The 21,489-nt window shown below is 29.2% G+C and carries 21 protein-coding genes and 1 pseudogene; 5 read left to right on the forward strand and 17 right to left on the reverse strand.

The genetic code is table 11. The features are described 5' to 3' along the window. Positions 1-167: 167 nt before the first annotated feature. The 12 genes and pseudogenes from OCU47_RS08880 to OCU47_RS08935 form a co-directional block, all read right to left on the reverse strand. Positions 168-974 (reverse strand): class I SAM-dependent methyltransferase, encoded by an 807-nt coding sequence (locus OCU47_RS08880; protein WP_261828242.1) that lies wholly within the window; start codon positions 972-974, stop codon positions 168-170. Positions 975-1,250: 276 nt separating this feature from the next. Continuing rightward, the gene (locus tag OCU47_RS08885; RefSeq protein ID WP_261828243.1) at positions 1,251-1,664 is read right to left on the reverse strand and encodes an NUDIX hydrolase; all 414 of its coding nucleotides are present in this window, start codon (positions 1,662-1,664) and stop codon (positions 1,251-1,253) included. 23 nt (positions 1,665-1,687) lie between these two features. Further along, a complete protein-coding gene (locus OCU47_RS08890) occupies positions 1,688-2,521 on the reverse strand; it encodes a sugar nucleotide-binding protein (RefSeq protein ID WP_261828244.1) in 834 nt (277 codons plus the stop codon). Positions 2,522-2,573: 52 nt separating this feature from the next. Then, positions 2,574-3,467, reverse strand: coding sequence for a GNAT family N-acetyltransferase (locus tag OCU47_RS08895; protein WP_261828245.1), 894 nt, complete (start codon positions 3,465-3,467; stop codon positions 2,574-2,576). Between the two features lie 92 nt (positions 3,468-3,559). Then, the gene (locus OCU47_RS08900; protein ID WP_261828246.1) at positions 3,560-4,378 is read right to left on the reverse strand and encodes a DUF5700 domain-containing putative Zn-dependent protease; all 819 of its coding nucleotides are present in this window, start codon (positions 4,376-4,378) and stop codon (positions 3,560-3,562) included. A 103-nt stretch (positions 4,379-4,481) separates the two neighbouring features. Then, complete coding sequence (locus OCU47_RS08905; RefSeq protein ID WP_261828247.1) at positions 4,482-6,158, reverse strand: M3 family oligoendopeptidase; 1,677 nt, start codon at positions 6,156-6,158, stop codon at positions 4,482-4,484. A gap of 123 nt (positions 6,159-6,281) precedes the next feature. Further along, positions 6,282-6,848: a DJ-1/PfpI family protein gene (locus tag OCU47_RS08910; RefSeq protein WP_261828248.1), complete on the reverse strand. Its 567-nt coding sequence runs from the start codon at positions 6,846-6,848 to the stop codon at positions 6,282-6,284. Positions 6,849-6,914: 66 nt separating this feature from the next. Further along, a complete protein-coding gene (locus OCU47_RS08915) occupies positions 6,915-7,838 on the reverse strand; it encodes a helix-turn-helix transcriptional regulator (protein WP_261828249.1) in 924 nt (307 codons plus the stop codon). Positions 7,839-7,967: 129 nt separating this feature from the next. Further along, on the reverse strand, positions 7,968-8,507 hold the full coding sequence (locus OCU47_RS08920) for a GNAT family N-acetyltransferase (RefSeq protein ID WP_309297467.1): 540 nt from the start codon (positions 8,505-8,507) through the stop codon (positions 7,968-7,970). Positions 8,508-8,836: 329 nt separating this feature from the next. After that, positions 8,837-9,664 carry a GNAT family N-acetyltransferase gene (locus OCU47_RS08925; protein ID WP_261828251.1) on the reverse strand — a complete coding sequence of 276 codons (828 nt, stop codon included), beginning with the start codon at positions 9,662-9,664 and terminating at the stop codon, positions 8,837-8,839. Positions 9,665-9,678: 14 nt separating this feature from the next. Further along, positions 9,679-10,554 (reverse strand): AraC family transcriptional regulator, encoded by an 876-nt coding sequence (locus OCU47_RS08930; RefSeq protein WP_261828252.1) that lies wholly within the window; start codon positions 10,552-10,554, stop codon positions 9,679-9,681. Between the two features lie 196 nt (positions 10,555-10,750). Continuing rightward, a pseudogene (locus OCU47_RS08935) lies at positions 10,751-11,353 on the reverse strand (GNAT family N-acetyltransferase). 325 nt (positions 11,354-11,678) lie between these two features. Between OCU47_RS08935 and OCU47_RS08940 the strand changes: the two are divergent. From OCU47_RS08940 to OCU47_RS08950, 3 genes are read left to right on the forward strand one after another with little or no spacing between them, the layout of a single operon-like run. Further along, positions 11,679-12,326 (forward strand): CatA-like O-acetyltransferase, encoded by a 648-nt coding sequence (locus OCU47_RS08940; protein ID WP_261828253.1) that lies wholly within the window; start codon positions 11,679-11,681, stop codon positions 12,324-12,326. 49 nt (positions 12,327-12,375) lie between these two features. Further along, complete coding sequence (locus OCU47_RS08945) at positions 12,376-12,789, forward strand: hypothetical protein (protein ID WP_261828254.1); 414 nt, start codon at positions 12,376-12,378, stop codon at positions 12,787-12,789. 52 nt (positions 12,790-12,841) lie between these two features. Beyond that, the gene (locus tag OCU47_RS08950; RefSeq protein WP_261828255.1) at positions 12,842-13,621 is read left to right on the forward strand and encodes a hypothetical protein; all 780 of its coding nucleotides are present in this window, start codon (positions 12,842-12,844) and stop codon (positions 13,619-13,621) included. A 117-nt stretch (positions 13,622-13,738) separates the two neighbouring features. Here the strand turns inward: OCU47_RS08950 and OCU47_RS08955 are convergent, their stop codons facing one another. Beyond that, a complete protein-coding gene (locus OCU47_RS08955; RefSeq protein WP_261828256.1) occupies positions 13,739-14,791 on the reverse strand; it encodes a S8 family peptidase in 1,053 nt (350 codons plus the stop codon). Between the two features lie 535 nt (positions 14,792-15,326). On the opposite strand from OCU47_RS08955, the gene OCU47_RS08960 reads away from it, so the two are divergent. Then, entirely contained in the window at positions 15,327-16,145 is an 819-nt protein-coding gene (locus OCU47_RS08960) for a DUF4111 domain-containing protein (RefSeq protein WP_261828257.1), read from the forward strand. Between the two features lie 163 nt (positions 16,146-16,308). Further along, entirely contained in the window at positions 16,309-17,229 is a 921-nt protein-coding gene (locus OCU47_RS08965; protein ID WP_261828258.1) for a 4Fe-4S double cluster binding domain-containing protein, read from the forward strand. A gap of 422 nt (positions 17,230-17,651) precedes the next feature. On the opposite strand, the gene OCU47_RS08970 is transcribed toward OCU47_RS08965, so the two are convergent. The 4 genes from OCU47_RS08970 to OCU47_RS08985 all read right to left on the reverse strand — a co-directional run bounded on the left by OCU47_RS08970 (position 17,652) and on the right by OCU47_RS08985 (position 21,288). Next, entirely contained in the window at positions 17,652-18,245 is a 594-nt protein-coding gene (locus OCU47_RS08970) for a DedA family protein (RefSeq protein ID WP_261828259.1), read from the reverse strand. Further along, complete coding sequence (locus OCU47_RS08975; protein ID WP_261828260.1) at positions 18,242-18,592, reverse strand: hypothetical protein; 351 nt, start codon at positions 18,590-18,592, stop codon at positions 18,242-18,244. The genes OCU47_RS08970 and OCU47_RS08975 overlap by 4 nt, the downstream gene beginning before the upstream one ends. Positions 18,593-18,646: 54 nt before the next feature. Beyond that, entirely contained in the window at positions 18,647-19,501 is an 855-nt protein-coding gene (locus OCU47_RS08980) for a PHP domain-containing protein (RefSeq protein WP_261828261.1), read from the reverse strand. Positions 19,502-19,713: 212 nt separating this feature from the next. After that, positions 19,714-21,288, reverse strand: a complete 1,575-nt coding sequence (locus tag OCU47_RS08985) for a family 20 glycosylhydrolase (protein WP_376778054.1) — start codon at positions 21,286-21,288, stop codon at positions 19,714-19,716. Positions 21,289-21,489: the final 201 nt, after the last annotated feature.

Genomic DNA, 21,489 nt, shown 5'->3' on the forward strand with positions numbered 1-21,489 from the left:
AGCATTTTTCTAATAAATATTTATAGTTTGAATTTAATATAAAAAATGGCTTACACCATTTAATGTAAGCCATTTTACATACTTCATTTTAAGTTATTCATTTGCTAAAATGCCATTTACTTTAGCTACAATGATAATACACAACCTCTATAAACAAACAATGATGTCTATTTAATAATCTTTTTACGATATCTATAAATATCTCCACCAGACTTACTAACATGATAAAAAGATTCGAAACCTCGCTTCAATAACTCTTCATCAACCTTTCTTTTCCTGTTATCTTCTCCAATGCAATCGATAATATAACCACCATTCTTAACAACTCTTGTCAATTCTGCAATTTCATGTTCATAATCATCCCCTACTACATGTCCTGACATTACAATATCAAAGGTATTATCCTCGTAGGGAATTTGTTCTATAGTACCATCTACAACTATAATATTTTTAATATTTTCACGTTTAATTTTGTCACGCATATATTCTCTCAGCATATCCGTAGGTTCACTAGCATAAACACGTTTGGCCTTTTCTGCAGCTGCAAATGCAAGACGACCTGTACCACTTCCTACATCAAGAACTAACTTATCTGTAAAATCTGCAAGTTCGAACAAAGAATTTTTATTCCAATTATAAATATAATCACAATTTTTATCCATAATGTTCGGATAAGCATATACAACCGATGTTTCCAATTTACTAATTACAAAAATCTCTGCTTTTCGAACATCATTTGGTGAAAGATTTTTTGGTGCCATTGCAATCAATTTATCAATAGATGCCTTACTTTCTGGGCTTTTATGAGCAAAGTACCATGCAACTGCAGGATTATATGCTAGAGTTATACTAAGTTTATCATCAAAATCTTGCTCTCCTAAATAGTTGTTTAAAATCATTCTAATAAGCCATCTATCCATTAATAAAAAACAATTAAATGAAATTTCTTCTGGGTTAATCCAATTATAATTCATAAACTATCCTCCATATTTAAGAGGGTTAAAGTATTGTCACCCTCCTTTTACTGCACACTAAAACTATTACTGTATTTTTCATATAGCATCATCCTTTCAATTCATTATTTTTATTATAATGCCGAAGCTTTATAATAAAATTCAATATTTACAATTATAACATATTTAGCAAATTGTGCTTATAGATTTCCATCTAACTCAATTTTCTTAATCAAATATGTGATCATAATAAAAAAGCTGAAGAAATGTATTATCAATCTTCAACCTTATTTTTTACTATTTTAAAAGCAAGTCTTTTGACATTTTTATATGTTCAATTATATGCCCTATGTTTCCTTCACCTGCATACTTTGTCATATCAAAGAAGTTATGATTTAAATCAACCCATAATAATTCATTTTCATCTCCATAAACATTAACCTCTTTGTTTAGCCTTCCTACATAAACTTCTACATAGCAATTATGAATATAGTATGTAAAATCAATTAAGTGGGTTAAATTAATATCTTCACTAGTAATACTAGTCTCCTCTTGAAGCTCTCTATACGCAGCATCTATCCCCTGCTCATTAGGTTCTATTTTTCCACCAACTAGATTCAATAAACCTTTATATGGATTTTTACTCCTCTTACACATCAATAACTTTTCACATTTATCATCATAAACAGCTATTACATTATATCCTTGCATTTAAATTCCCCCCCCCCTTACTTTCAAACGTTACTAAATATATCCCCAAATAAAGTTCTACATTTGCTTGTATCTATTGATTGATCCATTGATATTCCATTTTCCTCAGCATATTCTGCACTTATTGAATTACTTTTAATTAGCGAATCATCTAAGCTAAGATTTTTAGCCATTCTTTTATAGTAATTATAATAACTTTCTTTTCTTTGGGGCCCTAAATGTACTACTCCTTTATAATCCATGTTAATTAATTTAACTATTGCACAGGCTAGTTCATCTACTTCTACAAATGTATTGAATAGATTATCTGTTCTGATTATTTCTTCTTTATTATCTAACTTATCAATTAGCTGAGATATTCTTTTATCCCATTTGCCTTTTGCATCTTTTCCATAAATAGCTCCTGGGCGAATAATCATATAATTTTCTCTCTTTTGTACCATCTTTTCGCCATATATTTTAGCATTTGAATATATGGCTATTGGACTAGTACTATTCTTATATGTTGGTATATTATCTTCAGTATAGTTACCTTTCCTTCCATGAAAAACAGCATTAGAAGATATAAAAATCATCTTTTTTTCACTTGGAAAAAACTCTAATATATTTTTCATACCATTTTCTATTAGATATTTTTCATTAGTTTTGCTCATCAAACTCCATATGACTACATCAGGATTAAATTCCGCCATCATACATTTAACTTCATCCCTATTAGTTACATCAATACGTAATAATTCGTTTGTAGAATCTGATTGAAAACAAGTCCCTAATATATTAAACTTGACTTCTTTATCTAGTGCCATATATAATTTACCACCTAGAAAACCACTTGCCCCTAAAATCAAAATATTCATTGTTATCCTCCAGCTTCTAGCTTAATCGCAACTTTAAATTCATTTAAATATATTATGCATGTGATAGTTCAGGAAATCTCAACGTTGTTTCATTGCAAAATATATTTTCATCCTTACTCCAGCAAAATAAAGTGTTATCTCCTACATTTAATTTTTCGAACTGAAAATTATTTTTATCTTTTGGTGCAAAGCCAAGTTCACAAACCTTAGTTTCTTGCTTAGCCATTGCTGACAGTATTTCTTGTAAAGTAGCTTGGGTACTTCCAAAAATGTCGTAGCATATCATTTTTTCACCATCATACTCTACAACAACTGCTACATCATATATAGGAAGATAATATACATTGTCCTTCATAAATTGTCCACAATAAAACATTAGTATGCCTGTATTATTAGTTAATGTTAGTTCTGAAAATTGATTTGTCAAAGCGTACTTTCCATATAATAATTCTCTATCTGATTCAGAATCCATATTCAATTTTTTAATTTCTGCTTGTACAAAGTTTATCTTTGCTTTAGCCTCATACTCTTGCTCATTAACAAAACCAAACTTAGGATAAAAGTCTAAAACTGTATTATTGGCATAAAGATATAACCCATCACACTTATCTTTCCATTCTTCTAATATCTTTTCTATAAGCCATCTACTTAATCCTTGTTTGCGGTAATGTTCATCAGTCATTACTGTACCTAACTGAACAAACAATCTTTTTTGATTTATATAATTTACCCACATAGTATTTACAGAAACATTTGCTACAACTTTATTTCCATCCATAAGTACATATGGAATGTAATCATCTTGCCAGTAACCAAGCAGATACCAAGCTTCAAAATCAATCCAATGTACCTTTTTCGCAAGTTCATTAAAACTATGTCTTATAGAAGTATCAAGCCTTACTTTGTTTGTATAAAAATATTCTTTTCCATTAATTTTTACTTGCACAATAAATTCCCCTTCTATTATCAAAGTTGTTATATAAAAAACTATATGATACATTACAAAACTATAAAATGAAATATAAGAAACTGATGGATTTATAGTATTTTTTGTTCTATAGTTCTCTTTGAAAAGCCATGGTATCCAAGTTTAAATTCTTCTTCTAATCCTAATACACCTTTTGTTTTCCAGCAATTCACAAGATAGAACATTCCGCACATACAAGCATATTTTTCTTCATAGTTACCAAATATAGCATCATATAGAAACCTCTTTTGTTCAATAGCATCTGTAGCTCTTAGCGCTGATTTCATTATCTGCATATTTTTATCCTTTACTTTCTTCCACTTTTCGTTGTTCCAGTCAATTTCATCAATTTCTTTATTCTCAAAAGATATTAGATGTGCAAACCCTTCATGAAAAGTATTTGCGTCAAGATTAGTTAAATAATCATTGCTTTGTGTATCATCATCAATACCTTTAATTGTGGCTCCTATACATATATGACATAACTCATGAGTCAACAAGTTATGGACTAAACTTGAAATATCACATGTTCCTTCATACTTTGTCCATATACCTAAATCTAAAATGACATTATTATATCCATCAGGTGCCTTTAAAACCGTAGCATCATTAGGTTCTGGAAAGCCCACAATAAGGTTTACTGTAACTTCATGTATAATTTTCTCCCAATCTGGAAATAACATATCCCATATTTTTGAATTACATGGTACAAAATCCTCTATAATTTCTTTAATTTTCTCAAAAATCCGTTGCACTGATTTTATATGCTCACGCTTATATGATGGTTCCACGAACATGTGCCCTTGTTGTTGAAAAAACCATTGTTCTTTATAATAGTCTATAGATTTACCATCTATATAATCGCAAACAATATCTGAGTTAATTTTCATATAAATCTCCTCCATGACACATAAAAATATAATCGAATAGTTTATTCTTAAAATGTAAGAGTATCTTTTCAGATACTCTTTCCTTCATTCATAAATATTAATATTATAATTTAATCTTCTCAACAATTTCCTTCATAAAACCATCTTCAAATGGACTCTTAAGTCCAACATTATGAAGCATGTTAGGGAAATAATCCTTAGCTGACTGCAAACAGAATGCAAGATACTTATCCCAAGCAACCTTGTAATCTTCATCCATTCTTGTTTTGAATTGAAGTGCACAAGTTTGAGCAAGACAATAATCAATGTAGTAGAATGGCCAGTTATATATATGTTGTTGTAATTGCCAAGTACGTCCATCTCCATAGAATTTATCATCATTAAAATCAAGATGTGGTTTATATTCCTTCTCTAATTGCTTCCAAACTTCTCTTCTTTCAGCAGGAGTAAGTTCTGGCTTTGTATATATTATTTCTTGGAATTCATCAACCATAGATCCATATGGTATGAAGGCTATAGCATCTTCAAGGTGCATTTTTCTATAGTCATCTGCTCTATGTCCAAAGAATAACTCCATCCACTTCTCTGCGAAAAATTCCATTGACATTGAGTGAACTTCTGCTGTTTCACTAGTTATATCATTATTCTCCATTATCTCATCATTTCTTGTTATAAAGCCTTGAAAAGCATGACCACATTCATGGGTTATAACATCTATATCACCACTAGTACCATTGAAGTTAGCAAAAACAATTGGTGCCTTATAAAGTAAAAGCATATCCATAAAACCACCTGGTATTTTATTTGCTCTTCCTAATACATCAAATAATTCATGCTTTAACATAAAGTCAAAGAATTCTTTTGTCTCAGGTGACAATTCACTGTACATTTTTTGTCCTGATACAAAAATATCATCAGCAGTTCCTGTAGGAGCAGGATTTCCATCAAGGAAGTAAACTCCTTCGTCAACATATTCAAGTTTTTCTAAGCCAAGACGTTTTCTTCTTTCTTCATGCATTTTAGATGCAAGTGGAACTAGATATTTCTTTACTTGATTTCTAAAGTTAGCTACATCATTTTTGTCATATGAATTACGTTTCATATTGTAATAACCTAATTCAACATAATTCTCATAGCCCATTGCTTTAGCCTGTTCATTACGATTTTTCACAAGTTTATCGTAAATCTCATCTAATTCATTTGCTATGGTAAGTAACTTTTCACTTCTAGCCCTTGAAGCTTCAATTCTTGTTGCTCTATCTTTAGATCTTACATATTTTCCTAGCAAAGAAAGGTTAAGAGTTTCCCCTCTAAATTCTACTTTTGTTTGTGCTACTAGCTTGTTATATTTTGATGTAAGATTATTTTCTTCCTGCTTAAGTGGAATAAGTACATCATTAAATGATTTTATTTGTATTTCAATATTTTTAAAAGGAACTTTGCCAATTTTACTTTCTAAATACTCTCTATATTCAGATTCAAAAAGCATTTTCTTATATTTTACTTCGAAACTTTCAATTTTAGGAGATATCTCATCATAATAGTCCTGTTCAGCTTCGTAAAATTTATCTGATACATCCCCACTATGTCTCATTTCAGTTAAAACTATAGCAGTTCTCATCTTTTCCATTAATCCATAGTATTTTTTATGAACTAAAAATTGCTCTTCCCCACTTTTAGCAGCTTTGAACCCTTCAATAATTTTTTCAGCTTCTTTTTGAAAAGATTCAATTGTTATTCTTTCATAAGGAAGTTCTGCTAATTTAAAATTTTCTTCCATTATTTTGCCCCCTAACACTAATTAATTTATTATTTATATACTTCCTATTATATAATGTTTTTTACAACATTTCCATATATAACTTCTGCTATGCTTATCCTAGTTCTCCTTTAGCAATTATGACTATTTACTACCTTTTATGTTTTTTAACCAGTTATAATCTTCTTTTATTTCTTCTTCATTTTTATAAAGATTCATGATTTTTCCTAATTCAATAGCAAACTCTACATATGCTTTTCCTATTGACGTGATAATATTACCATCTATAACAACATCTTCATTTACAATATTTATTTTCTCAAAAATATGCTTATTGCTTTCATTTACTACAAATCCTTCACTATCTCCATTAGCTCTCTTATTATTTAGTAACCCATAATAAGCCATAAGCTCAGTTCCCCCACAAATACCTGCAATAATTTTATTTTTTTCATTTAATTTTAACATAAAATCTTTTAATTCTGTCTTTTCATATAATATAGATGAATCACCTCCTGGAATAATAAAGAGATCAACATCATTTGGATTTATTTCTTCTAATGTTTTATCTGGTAGATATTTTTGATTCTCCTCACTTATATAAACACGATCCTCTAATGCAACTGAAATAGCATTTTTTTTAAATGTGTTAAATGCAAACACAACCTCAAATTCACAAAATCCATCATAATAAAGTACACATACATTCATTCTATTAATTCCCCCATTTATCATTTTACTTTTTCATTATAAAGCACAATGACTGACAACTATGTGTCAGTCATTGTATTTCAAATATATATTTTTTATATATTCACTCATTTCTTTTCTTAATTTCATTGGAGATACTACCTCACAATAGTCTCCAAAGCTTAAAATGAATTTTTTTAGTCCTTCATCATCTGGATATAAATCTTTAACTAGATATTCTCCATTCTCCAAAGCAGTAATTGCATCCTTAAGAAAATATTCACTTAATTGAGCCCCTATTTTATTTGAAAACTTTAATGTTACTAAAATACTATTTTTATCATAGCTATCACTAAATATTTTTTCTAATTTCTCTTTTGAAATTAATCTCTTTTCAAAACTATCCCCTAAGCTTAAATTTCTTACTCTAACAAGCTTGAATTTTCTATAATCATTTCTTATTTTACAGAAACCAATAATATACCAATCACCACCAGCAAATTGTATCTGAATTGGTTCTATTATTCTTTTTTCATAATTCAATCGTCTATTTATATATTGAAATTCTAATAACTTACTTTCTTCTATTGCTTTGTTTATTAGAAATAAATACTCTCTAAGTTCTGGTTCCATACTAAAATGAGACATGTTTATGTTGAGATTATCATCTTGTTGGTTCTCACTACCATGTAATGATTGAAACTTAATAACTATATCATTAAATTTAGGATTCTTACCAAATAGAAACTTTAGATTCTCCATTACTGCTATTAATGGTTCAATTTCTTTCTTATTAAAGAATATATTATTTAGGTTGTAATCCCCCATAATGTAATAGCCTCCACCCTTACCACCTGTAGCGGCTATAGGAACTCCTGCTTCACTTATTTTTTCTATATCACGATATATTGTTCTCAGTGATACCTCAAAATGCTCAGCCAGCTCGTGTCCTGTCACTAAACCTTTTTGAGAAATTATTATTAAAATTGATAATAATCTGTTTGATCTCATAATAAAAATTCGTTTTTAACTCCTCTTGCATTTGTATACACATTATAATCCTTAGCTGGCTGAAAGCAGAATGCGCTGGGCCCAGGTATTTCTTTACTTTATTTTTAAAGTTAGCTACCTCATTCTAAATTATTTAGTAAAACCTAACCATTCTTCTTCCACCATAGCATACAGATAAGCATCATGCCAAATAGGATTTCCGTCAGAATCCCTTTTAAAAAAGGCTGGCTTTGTAAAATGTGCTTCTCTTCTCATTTTTAATCTCTCCAATAGATTTGATGAAGCAGTATTTAGTGGATTACACTTACCTATAATCCTATGAGCACCTTGCTGTTCAAAGCCATATATTAAAATCTGCTTACAACCTTCTGTGGCATAGCCATTACCATAATATTTAGGATTAAAAACATATCCGATTTCCCATGTAAGAAAATCTCTAGGCTCTTGTTGTTGAAAATAAATATTGCCTATTAATTTATTGCTTTCTTTTAAGCAAACAGCCCAAAAAGCTGGATTTTGTGAACGATTTATAGTCTCTTTTTTGCATGCATCTTCAGTAAAAACACAGTATGGTTCATATTTGACTACAGATTCTTGAGAAAGATATTCAAATAAATCCTGCCAATCCTCCGCTTTAAATCTTCTAATAATAAGTCTTTCTGTTTCCATTTCTAACACATTTGTTTCCTCCCTATTTTTATGGAGGAATAAAATTCTAATATACCTTTTCCTCCATTTTAATTGATAAAATTTTAGTATCTATATTCATCTACATCACTCCATTCATAAATTTACAGTTAAACTATATTTAAGTAGTTAACTATCTCGATTATAACATCTTAATTATACTCATACAACTAATGTTAACTACGGATAGTATTGCATTTACTTATATTATAAAATACTAGTTTTTATAGATCCGTCAGAAACAAAATCTATTATATGTAAAACAGGTAGTGAAAATTTAAATTCAATTTTCACTACCTGTTTTGCTTTACTTAAAGAGTTATACCAGGAAACATCAGTTTTTTTTCTACTTCAATATATCCAAATGATTCGTAAAGTCTTACTGCTCTTTTATTTAATAACCATACTTCAAGTCTTGATTTATTAAGACCATTTGAGAGAAAATAATTAAAAATATACTTCATTATTTCTTTAGATAATCCTTTTCCTCGTTGTTCTGATAATACAAATACAGTTTCTATATACCCAAAGCCATCCTTTTCAAAAACTGTACATCCACCTTGCAGTTTGCCATCAATATAAAAAGCAATATTTCTAAAGTAATTATGTTTTCGCTGTTCTTCGTATTGTTCTTTATCTAAGGGACTTACAAAGATTTCATCGTACATAGATTTATACTTTTCAAACTCTTCATTGATACTAAAATTCATTTCCTCTATTGTTATATTTTCAGGAACTGTATAGCTAAAATCTTTTGGAATTTCTGTCTCCATAATTATAGTATAATCTTCTTCAAAGCCATTTTTTATATAGAATTCATTCTTAACAGAATTATTCTCAAATCCGGCATATATTCTAGCTTTTAATTCTGGTTTTTCTAAACGAAGTTCTTTGGCTCTTGAAAATACATTATCAAATAACTTTTTTTTCACTTCATCACCTAAGGAGTTGTCCATATTTTCTAAAATGTTTACGTCTATAAAAATGAGATATGGTGTATCCTGTGTTTGATGATAATTTACATTTGGATATGCATAAGCACTGCCTAGATAATTTTCTTTATCATCAAAAGCTATAAATATATTTTCTTTACTATTCCCATATTGATCCTCATTAGGATTAATTATTTTAACTTGCATATACTTCCCCTATTCTATTTTCTTTTTACAGGAATCCACACTTCGCAAGTATAGGATTCATATTTATTATCATTCCAGTAATGCTTTTCCAAACAAGGTCCTTCCACTTGTTCAAATGCTGATGATGGAAACCACTCAGAATATATACGTCTCCATACATCTTCTACCAAAAGTTTATCAGGTAGTTTGCCTTTATCTTCAAATACAACCCAAGTGTGTTCTTCTATATCTAGCATTGTATATTCTTTAGGTATACTCTTGTTATCAGGAACCTCCCAGCCCATCAAGAATCTCCTACTTCCATCCTCATGAAAATCATAGTGAATTCCATCTAACATATGCATTTTAGGATACCCTAAAAATTCATTAATTCTATAATGAGTACCATCTTCCCAGATCCCATCACAAAATTCTGGTATCTCTTTATAACAGGCATCGTTGACTGTATTTGTCAAAAAATCAACTCCAAAAACCTTAAATTGTCCTCTTTCTACGATTCTATAGATCATCTCAGATCCCCCTTTAACGGATATTTGAAATGAGAGTTTTGGAAATGACTTAATTTTCACTTCACCTTTTCGAAGTGCTGAAGGAGTTGTACCATGCAATCTTTGAAATGCCTTAGTAAAAGCGTCTGAACTTTCATATCCATATTTATAAGCAACATCTATTACTTTGCAATCCTTCGAAATCAGTTCCTCTGCCGCCATAGTTAATCTGCGATTTCTGATATACTCTGTCACCGTAAAACCTGTTAATGCATGAAACATTCGTTGAAAGTGGTAACGGGATGTAAAAGCAACCTTAGCTATTTCATCTATACTCAGTTCTTCACTTAAATTAATCTCTATATATTCAATTGCATTATTCACCAAATTAAATATTTCCAAAATTCTTACCTCCATTAAAGTATACATATCTACAAAGACTTCTACCCGTCCACTTGTGCTTTAACTTGTCTTACTATATACATAAACCAATTACACCTTTTATGATATAGGGTTGTTATATACAAATGCTACATATGCCATTTTCAATTTTTCACCAAACTAAATTTAGACTATTAATTATTTGAATTATAGAATTTTATATATTTACATATTCACTTTTTAATATCGAACAAATAACCAAATCATTTCTTGCTCCAGACTCTTTATCTATTCTTCTATTCCTTAAAATTCCATCGTGTTTCATCCCCAATTTTTGTAATAGTTTTGCTGATGCCTTATTAGTAATGTTATATTTAGCCTCAACCAAATAAAAATCCTCATGACAGAATAAATAATCTAATACTTTTTTCAATGCTTCTGAAGCATAACCTTTATTCCACCATTAAGAGCCAAGCATATAAGCAATTTCACACATTTCCACAGACGCAAACGAAGCATCTACAGTTATGATACCAATTATATCTCCAGTATTTTTGACTTCTATAGCCCATATATAAGTGCATTTATCTTCATATAATTGTATCCAATGGGTTATCATATTTTCTGTATCACTTTTCTTTTTATGTGGATAATAAGCAAGGTATTTTGAAGAATTAGTATCAGATGCCCAATTAGTAAAGCTTTGCTCTATATCTTCTTTAACAAATCTTCGTAAATTCAATCTATCTGTCTCTATTAATATGGTTCCATTATTTTTCAATATGCCAATCTCCTTTATTAATTTAACACTACTATTCATTAGATTATAATTTTAATATCACTCATTATAACATAGTTTGAAAAATATAACATTCAATATGCATACCACAACCATCTCTTTTTTTATTTTATATATGTTTTAAACATCGATCTAAAACATAATGTTAACGCTGTAAATAACACAATAACTTTTATATTATAACTAAGTTTTGGTTTAAAAGTTTACTTGTGTATAATCATATTTACATATACATTTATGGTATAATATAGACACACCATTGTGCGAAATATTGCGTATCAAATTGAAACAAAATATAAATTATCTGAAAAAATACTGAATTTATTGAGATTGGAGAATTAAAATTATGGGATTTAATATAATTAATATGAATACTTGGGATAGAAAGGAATGCTTTAATCATTTCTTTAATAATGCAAAATGTACATACAGCGTAACTGTCAACATTGATATTACAAATCTTTATAATCATATAAAAACTAACAAATTGAGATTTTACCCAACTTTTACATGGGTTGTTTCAAAGGCTATAAATAATTATCAGGAATTTAAGATGGCATTTGATGAAGAAGGTAGATTAGGTTTCTTTGATGAAATTGGTCCAAGCTATTCTGTGTTGAATGATAAAACTAAAGTTATGAGTGATATATATACCTCGTTTAATCCTGCATTTTTGAGTTTTTATAAAGATATGGACAATGCTCTAAATAGTTATAAGAAGGATACTAATTTTACTACAAAGTTTGAAAATAACTTTTTTATTGTTTCATGTTTGCCTTGGTTTAACTACACATCATTTAATGTGAACAATGAAGGAAGCAGCCCTTTTCTATTTCCAATGGTAACATGGGGAAAGTTTTTTCAAGATGGCGATAAAATTATTATGCCATTAACTATTCAGGTTCATCATGCAGTTGCTGATGGATATCACTGTTCCTTGTTCTTTTCAGATATAACAGAAATGTCATTAAATCCAGAACAATATTTAAAGTAAACTTAAAAGCATTTACGTGTCTAAATATTTGTAATTGGAGGAATGAAATATGAACTATTTATTAATATATCTTACGGTTGTAGCACTAGGCCTTGTCGTAGACATTTTTAGATTATTTTTAGCTAAACTTTTCAATTTTGCTATAGAGGAATTCTCAATTTTTATGGGACCTTCATTGATTGAACTTCCTTTATCTACTTTTGAATTCAAACTAAAAACAATTCCTTATGGTTCATCTATAAAATTTAATGAATCATTTCTATGCAAAAATAGAATTTCAAGATTAATAATATCTTACTTGCCAGAAATAATTTTATTTACAATAGCATTTATTTTTATAAAGTATACAAATAATTATGTGCTTACTACTTCTGGAATCCTATTAGCTGCTATTAATGCAATTTCAGTACTATTTTCAATAGTACTTGATAAAAGTCAAGTTTTTTATCGTTATAGAAGATGAATTTAACCAATATAATACTAAACTATTTACTTTTTTAAGGTAGGTGAAAATTATGTTTATCCCTAAAATAATCGTAAAAAAATCTGATATATCTCATAATGTTAATTTTATTACCGAACTTCTTGCACCAGATAATGAAAACAACACTAGTTTACCTTTTAAGGACAGAGTTTATGGTCTACTCCCTGAATTAAAGGGTAGAATAACCGATAGTATGACAAAAGAACAGATATATAGCGAGGTTGAGAATATAGTAAAAGAAAGGCTTCTTGCTAATACTAAAGAAATTGATGACAGAGTTAAATATCTACAAAAAGTTTTTGACAAGCTAAGTATTCCCCTTTTATCAAGCCTTCTTGATATTTTCAATCTTCAATGGGATGATTCCCAAAGTGAGATAATATGCTATTTAGGATGCTATCCTGTGTTTCCAAGAGATATTGTAAATAAAGAATTTTGGATTAACTATAATACAATTGATGAAAGAATTCTTAAAGGCGCTGTACATGAAATTGATCACTTTATGGTTTACGAGAAATGGAAATCAATGCATACAGACTCTAAAGATGCTGATCATAACTATCCAAACCCACTATGGTTTTTAGAAGAAATTATAGTAGATCCAACATTAAATGAATCAACTATAACAGATTTGATTCCATACAAACATAGAGCTTATGAGCAATTCTATCATGAAACTGTTGCTGATATTACTATCATTGATAAGATTAAGTATTTATATAACACTAAAGAAAGTATAGAGGGATTCTTAGATAATACCTATGAGTTTATCAAAAATAATATAAAAGAAATCACTGAAAAGTGTGGTTAATATTATTATTAAGTATAAAATAGCAACGTTATTGTTAAAAATAACGTTGCTATTCTAATATTTCAATATTATCTACATTACACTGCTTTAAATTCCTTTAAAAAATAATACAAACTGTTATTTATGTGTCAAAGCATATTTTACTGCTTTTTCTACGTTAAGAAGTCCATATCCAAAATAATTATCTTTTCCTTTTGCACCAAGGTCTGTAGCTGTTGATTTTAATATATTCTCAATTTGAGCTGGTTTTAATTTAGGGTTAATTGACTTAAGTATGCCAACTGTTGCAGCTACCATAGGAGCAGAGTATGATGTTCCACTTCCCTCTCTAGTATCATTTACTTGCACATCTTGTCCTGGTGCTACAATATCAACTTGCTTTCCATAACAAGAACCCAATATTTCATTATTAACCTTTTTTAAAAACCTTCCATTTTTACTATTGGTAGCTCCTACAGCTATTACATTATCTGAAAGTGCAGGATAAGAATATATTGGCTTATTATCATTACCTACTGAACAGATAACAGTTATTCCATTCTTCACTGCATTATTAATAGCAGCTTGAATCCTTTTCTTATCATTATTTATTATTGATATAGGTGTTCCTTTACGCCAAGATATACCTGAACTATAATTAATAGCTGCTATGTTTAAATGTTTTTGTTTAACATAATAGTTTACAACATCATTGATTGCATATACTAATGAATTTACATCACCATGTCCAGATGCATCGTTAATTTTATATTGAATACTCATAACATTAGGTTTTGAACTATTTACTCGTGTCTCATCTGATATCTCATCAACTACCCACTCTACTTCAGTACCATGATTAATGCTATTTGAGTAGCTTGTCCATGGATTTAAAAAATATGGATCCCATCTTTTAAGGTTTGGATCCCACTTTTTTAAGTATTTAGCATCTGCTACATATTTATGTAAGTTCCTACTATAATAATCAAACTGAATACCATTATCTAAAACTACAACATATGATGTAGATAACTTTTTGTTTTTTAATAAATTTGCTGCTGCAACTGTTCTTAATTTATCTTTGTAATATAAGTAGTTTGTATTAGAAGCATATACCTTTGGGCTTAATATCCCAACAAATAATATTACTGCTAAAAAAAATGTTAAAATTTTCTTTTTGTAACCAAACATAAAAATCCCCCTTGTACTCTTTTGAAATTCTGCATTATTGATTCAAGTAACACACTTTCCCCTATATTTATGTTGCTCAAAAAATATTTTTGTTTTTAGATAATCTTCTTTCCTCCTTTGTGCATATTATATTTCAGTTTAATTCGACATTTTTCTATTTTATCCTTCAAGAAAATTATGGAATTCACACTGTATTAGTTGAATCATTTTTTGTATGTAAACTTATCGTAAATATGGTGAATTTATTGAAAATCCAGTTCTATGTAATAAAATATTAACTTGAATATAATTCAAGTTAATATTTTATTATATTCAAGTAACTTTGATATTTATATATAGTTATTGTTTAAAGATATTTTTAATATTATTATGATATCAAGTGAAACTTGATTCAGGTGGGGTTTGATTCCCATCTGAATCTTAGTTGAACTTATCCAGGAGCGTGCAGCCTTTATCTCCAACTTAAAGAAGTTGGAGTGTTACGGATGCTAGCTATCGGATAAAAAATTAAACCAATATAAAAGGAGAAAATATTATGAATACTATTCCAAAAGAAGTTGATGAAGTATTAAAACAATATTTTAATCTTTTCGATGATAAATTTCCTAACCTACTTGAATCCTATCATATTTATGGCTCTGTTTCATTGGGAGCATTTAAATATGGAGCAAGTGATATTGATTTTGTAGCTATTCTAAAAAGAAAAATTAATGAAGATGATTTAAATGGATTGAAAGAAATTCATACAAATATAAAGAAGGTGTTCCCAAAAATAGATTTAATGGGATTCTATATAACCCAAGATAATCTTATGTCCAATATTAATAACGAAAAAACTTGTGCTTGCTTTATTGAAGGTGAATTCAAAGGTTTCATTGAGTTTGATAGAAATTCAATCGATGCATATCAATTACAAAGTTATGGTATAACAGTTAAAGGCAAAGAAATATCTACTTATAACATTACAATAGATTGGTACATCTTATTAAAAAATATGATAGACAACATCAATAGTTATTGGTTCAATCGTGTTAATAGCTACAAAAAGTTTCTATCAAGGCCATACTTAAATTCTATTTTTAGTTTGGAGGAAATTGAATGGGGAGTTTTAAGTGTTTCCCGTATTTATTATACTATTAATGAAAAAGATATAGTTTCCAAAATTGGTGCTGGAGAATATGCTCTAAGAACCCTTCCTGAAAGATGGCATAAAATTATTAATGAAGCTATGCGATTGCGTAAAGATGATAATAATTCTTGCTATAAGTCATTTATCAGTAGGCGAAAAGATGCCATTAATTATATGACATTTATAATTCAAGAAAGTAATAAACTATATAGCATAAGCCAATGATACCTTGAATATCATTGGCTTATGCTATTGTATGTTAGTTGTTTACATATTTATACAAAATTATGCTTTCATCCGTAATTTTATGGTATTATAAATATATAGTGGTAAATAAATGCACTTTATATAGAAATATATTTATAATTTAAAAGGATGGGTGTTTTAGATGATTAACTTAATTAAAGAAAAAGTACTTAATATGAGTGATAGAGCTGAAATCATTTCTGTAGAACAATTGCCTGAGATTATAACTGAAGTTAAAAATATTAAAGATACTGGGTGGCTGAATGGTTTTCAAAACTTTATAGTAGAAAATATATACGATTTCACTCTACCTGAAACAGACTTTAAAATTAATTCTATAATTATAGTGGCTGCTCCTAGTAAATTATTTAACTTAACTTTTATTAATAACGGGAAAAAAGTTTCTACATACCTTCCTCCTACCTATTATGATTATGATTCTGCTCATGAACGTGTTGAAAAATACTTAGGTGATTTATTAACTCCTCATGGATATCATATAAGCTTTGCCCCTAGACTTCCCCGTAAAATCTTAGCTTGTAAAAGTGGTTTAAGTAAATATGGCAGAAACAATATAACTTATGTTGATGGGATAGGAAGCTTTTATCAACTAGTAACTCTTTATTCAGATATCCCTTGTGATAAAAAGGACTTATTTGAGATTACTGAAATGAACACTTGTAAAACTTGCACTTTGTGTCTTCAAAATTGCCCGACTAAAGCAATTTTAAAAGATAGATATTTAATAAATAATGAGCGCTGTCTCACAGGTATCAACGAATGTGGCACTGATGATTTTCCAGAATGGATAGATAAATCAGCTCATAATGCTATATATGGTTGCGTAAAATGCCAAATTGTATGCCCACACAATAGAAATAATGTTATCAATTCAAAAGACACAGTAGAATTTACAGAAGAAGAAACTTTAAGTTTATTAAATTCAGTACCTTTTGATGAATTTAGTGAAGATCTAAAGGAAAAAATAATGGAATTAAACATGAAAAACTACCTTTCTGCAATACCTAGAAATTTAAAGGTTCTTTTTGAACAGAATTTATAAAGTTAAAATTACAGGAATAAAGATTTCCTATATAAGCAGACAAGCTTAATCTTGTCTGCTTATACTTTTAATTCATTCTATCCCCCTCATTCTATTTCTTTTTTCCTTTTTGTGGGCAGTTTTTTATTATTATAATTTATTTTGTTGTTGGCACAAAAAGTTTTCAAACAAAAAACAGCTAAAAAGCTGCTTTTTTGTTTTTGTATTTAATTAACTACTAAATCTAACTTACCATCATTATTTACCTTATTTATATTCACCTTTACTTTACCACTATACCCTTTTTCTAAATATCCCACTACACATTCTTCATGTGAAATACCGTTTCTATGATATTAACCCTAAAAACTATTTAAATATATAAACTTAAATATATATAAATAGTTAAATATTTATAGTGAAAATCACACTTCCAAGTGTTTTTACTTTTTCTTAAGTGTTTTAATAAATAGATGTATAATGATTCCCAAGATAATCAAACCTGCTAATATTTCACTCACCTGCGTTATTATAGGAACAATACTCTCCCATGAGTCTCCAAACCAATACCCAAGTCCTAAATATATGAAACTCCATAAAAACTCACCTAAAATTGCAAATAAAATAAAGTAAGACATTTTATAATCCGCAATACCAGCTGCAGCATTTACAAATGGTCCCATAGGTGAAATCAAAAATCGAGTCAAGAAAACTGCACCTCTACCATGTTGTTCTAAATACTTATGAGATTTTAAGATTTTAGGCTCCATATATCTTTTTACCTTAGGAAATTTATTTAATACTCTATGACCAATAAACTTCCATATCATATAAGATCCCCAATCTCCAAAAGATATCAAAATCCAAACTTCAATGAACAAAATAAATATATTAAACTCGCCTGCATATGAAAAAGCACCTGAAGCAATAACTAGCAGAGTTCCTCCTGTTGGAATTCCTGTACTCTGCACCAAAAGTAATATACCTAGAAACCAAATATTATACTCTTTAAAATATTCCATCAATACTTGGGTCATTTTCTTTTACCTTCTGTTCCAATAATCTTAGATAAATTCTTTTTCATTTCATCCAAAGATTTGTTATATTTTCTCCCCAAGTCTCTAATATCCATATTTTCATCACCTGGATGAGGCTTAATTTCAAGTGCCTTAAATATCTCTTCTGTGCTTACATTATGCTTTTTAGATATTTTTTTTACTGTAATCCATTTATAAGTACTCATTTCACCTAAATGTCTGGTTTCCTTAGTAGGGATTTTAAAATTTTTAACTTCTTTATGCAATCCTACAGATTGCTTTACTATAAATAGAGATATTACAACAATTAATATTGATAATATGCCTAACAATGTTTTTTTCTTCATTGGTACCACCTAACTTAAAATATTTAATAATAAACTTTTGATCTACAATCCTTATTATCGTTTTTCTAAAATTTTTGTATAGACCTCATATGGAATAAACAAATTATTATCTTTTCCACTTCCAAGCTCTATGTCTGGTCTATTTTTACCATGATAGTCTGTTCCACCAGAAATCATCAAATTATATTTCTCAATTAGATAATCTAGAAATTTGTAATCAGATTCGCTGAATGAAGGATAATATCTTTCAACTCCATCCAATCCTAGGCTAATAAGATACTCTATCTCTTCTTCCATACCTTCAGCACTTAATCCACCCAATCCTATTGGTTTATTATAATGAGCTAAGAAAGATACTCCTCCAGCACTGTTTATGATTCTAATGGCATCTTTCACATCAATTAGTTCATCTTCACTATAAGGAACTATATCCAAGTATTTATCCCAAACCTCTTGAGGTGTTTTGCATAATTTTTTTCTCATAAAATATCTAAATATATCATGTCTTCCTAAATATGATCCTAATTCTTTTTCTCTTAATTCCTCTATATCAATACTTATTCCTTTTTCCTTTATGCTTGATAAAATAAGATTTACACGCTGGTGTCTTGCTTGCTTCATCTTATTGTATACATATAAAAACTCTTCATTATTATGATTAATTCCAAGTCCTAGAATATGTACTACTCTATCATCCTTATATCTAGCACTTATTTCAATACCAGGCAAAAAATCTATATTATTAGCCTTAGCTAGCATAGCAGTCTCTTCTATTCCTTCTATATTATCATGATCTGTAAGAGCTATAGCTTTAACATTTTGCTTAACAGCTGTATTTATTAATTCTTCTGGAGTAGATCCTCCGTCTGAAAACATAGTATGGGTATGTAAATCTATTTTATAATTCATATTTAATTCTCCTAATAATATTGCTTATGCATCTGAAAATAAATAACAAGTCCAAATATCCGTCGCATATGCACTTATTTATTTTTTGAAGATGCCTTATGTAACTATTTATATTTTTATCTTACCATATAATAATGCAAATTACAGTATCTTGATAAAAAGATAACAGCTATTATAATCTATCTATAATAGCTGTTCATATATTTTACTCCCTATCTTCTTAGCCATACACTGCTGTCATCATAGTAATTTATTCCTAATGTTTTAAATCTTAACCCTTGCTTTTCTAATCGTGCTCTATATTCATTCCAATCTCGTTGTTCTTTAGGAGTCCATCCTATTTCAGCATATCCTAATAATCTTGGATATATCATATAATCCATAGCTTTTGTATCAGAGATTGTCTCTGTCCATAGTGGTGCTTCTATTCCTAAAACTAACTTTTGGGGAGCATAATCTGTAAGATCCCACTTGTATGCTGTTTCCACAGGAATATATCCAGCCCAATCCAACCCATAAGGTGTTTTCTCATTATATTTCATGTCCAAATAGGCCTTTTTTGCTATAGATACAATAATGTTCATACCTTTTTCTCTTGCTGCTTGATTTGAATCCTTCCAATTTTGTAGTACTGTAGTTAAATCTATTTTAGGAGATGTATCAATAGGATCCCAACCTATTGGAGTTTTTCCATGCTTTTTAACTATTTCAGATACTCTGCCTACAAAATAATCATAATCCTCTTTTTTTGTATTTTCTGCCTCATCTCCTCCTATGTGAATATATTTTGATGGAGATATCTCTGCAACTTCTTTAATTACATCCTCAATAAATTGATAGGTCTTTTCATCATGAGTCATAAAAGAACTAAAACCTACTTTTATATCTGTATATAGAGGCTTTTTCTTGCCATCAGGATTCAAAAATCCATAAGAAGCTAAAGCGGCATTGCTATGTCCTGGCATATCAAACTCAGGAATTATCTCTACATATCGTTCTGCTGCATATTTAACCAAATCTTTAAATTGTTCCTGTGTATAATATCCTCCAGGGCCACCACCTACTTCTGTACTTCCACCTATGGTAGTTAAATCAGGCCATTTCTTTATTTCTAAACGCCACCCTTGATCATCGCTAAGGTGCAAATGAACACTATTTATTTTATACAAAGCTGCATGGTCTATCTGACGTTTAACCTCATCAACAGTAAAAAAGTGTCTTGCAACATCAAGCATGAGTCCTCTATAAGCATATTCAGGCTTATCATTTATTGTTGAAACCGGAATACTCCATTCAACATTTGTAACTACATTTTTGCTTTCTATAGCTGCTGGTAGTAACTGCCTTAATGATTGAAGTGCTCTTGAAATTCCCTCTGGTTTATATGCAATAACCTTAACAATATCCCCAGTAGTCTCTATTTTATAGCCCTCATTACCTAAGCTTTGATCTGAACCTACAGTAGTTAGATAAATGCTACCAGCAGGTGGATTATCTGATTTAATAATATTTAATTCAAAACCTGTTGACCCCTTAAATTTTTCTTTTATAAATTCTGCAATCTTACTAATTTCCTCTGTTTCTTCATCAGTATTTCCTTTCACATAAATTGATGCATCCTTCTTAAGCACAAACTTTCCATTACCCTTTTGAAAACTTCTTGGCTTTGGGATAATGTCATTATTGCCACTTTGCATTATACTATTATTTTCAGCTGCAAGGGTTGTTTTAGCTTCAATACTCTTCTGTTTAAAAGTTAATACTAAAGAAGTAGTTACTATAGACATTATAGCTATAGATACAAACTTCAAATTCTTATCAAATACCTTCTTCATTCCTTCACCATCCTCATTTACTTAAATATATTGTTTCTCTGGTATAAACAATGACTCTAAAAACCTCATTATTATTTTATAACCAAAAATCCTATAATATATGCTGTAAATTCCTTGTAAAGTTGTACCCAAAAGTATTTTGTTCTCATTCTA

The sequence above is a fragment of the Clostridium sp. TW13 genome (genome assembly GCF_024345225.1).
In the GTDB taxonomy this organism is placed as follows: domain Bacteria; phylum Bacillota; class Clostridia; order Clostridiales; family Clostridiaceae; genus Inconstantimicrobium; species Inconstantimicrobium mannanitabidum.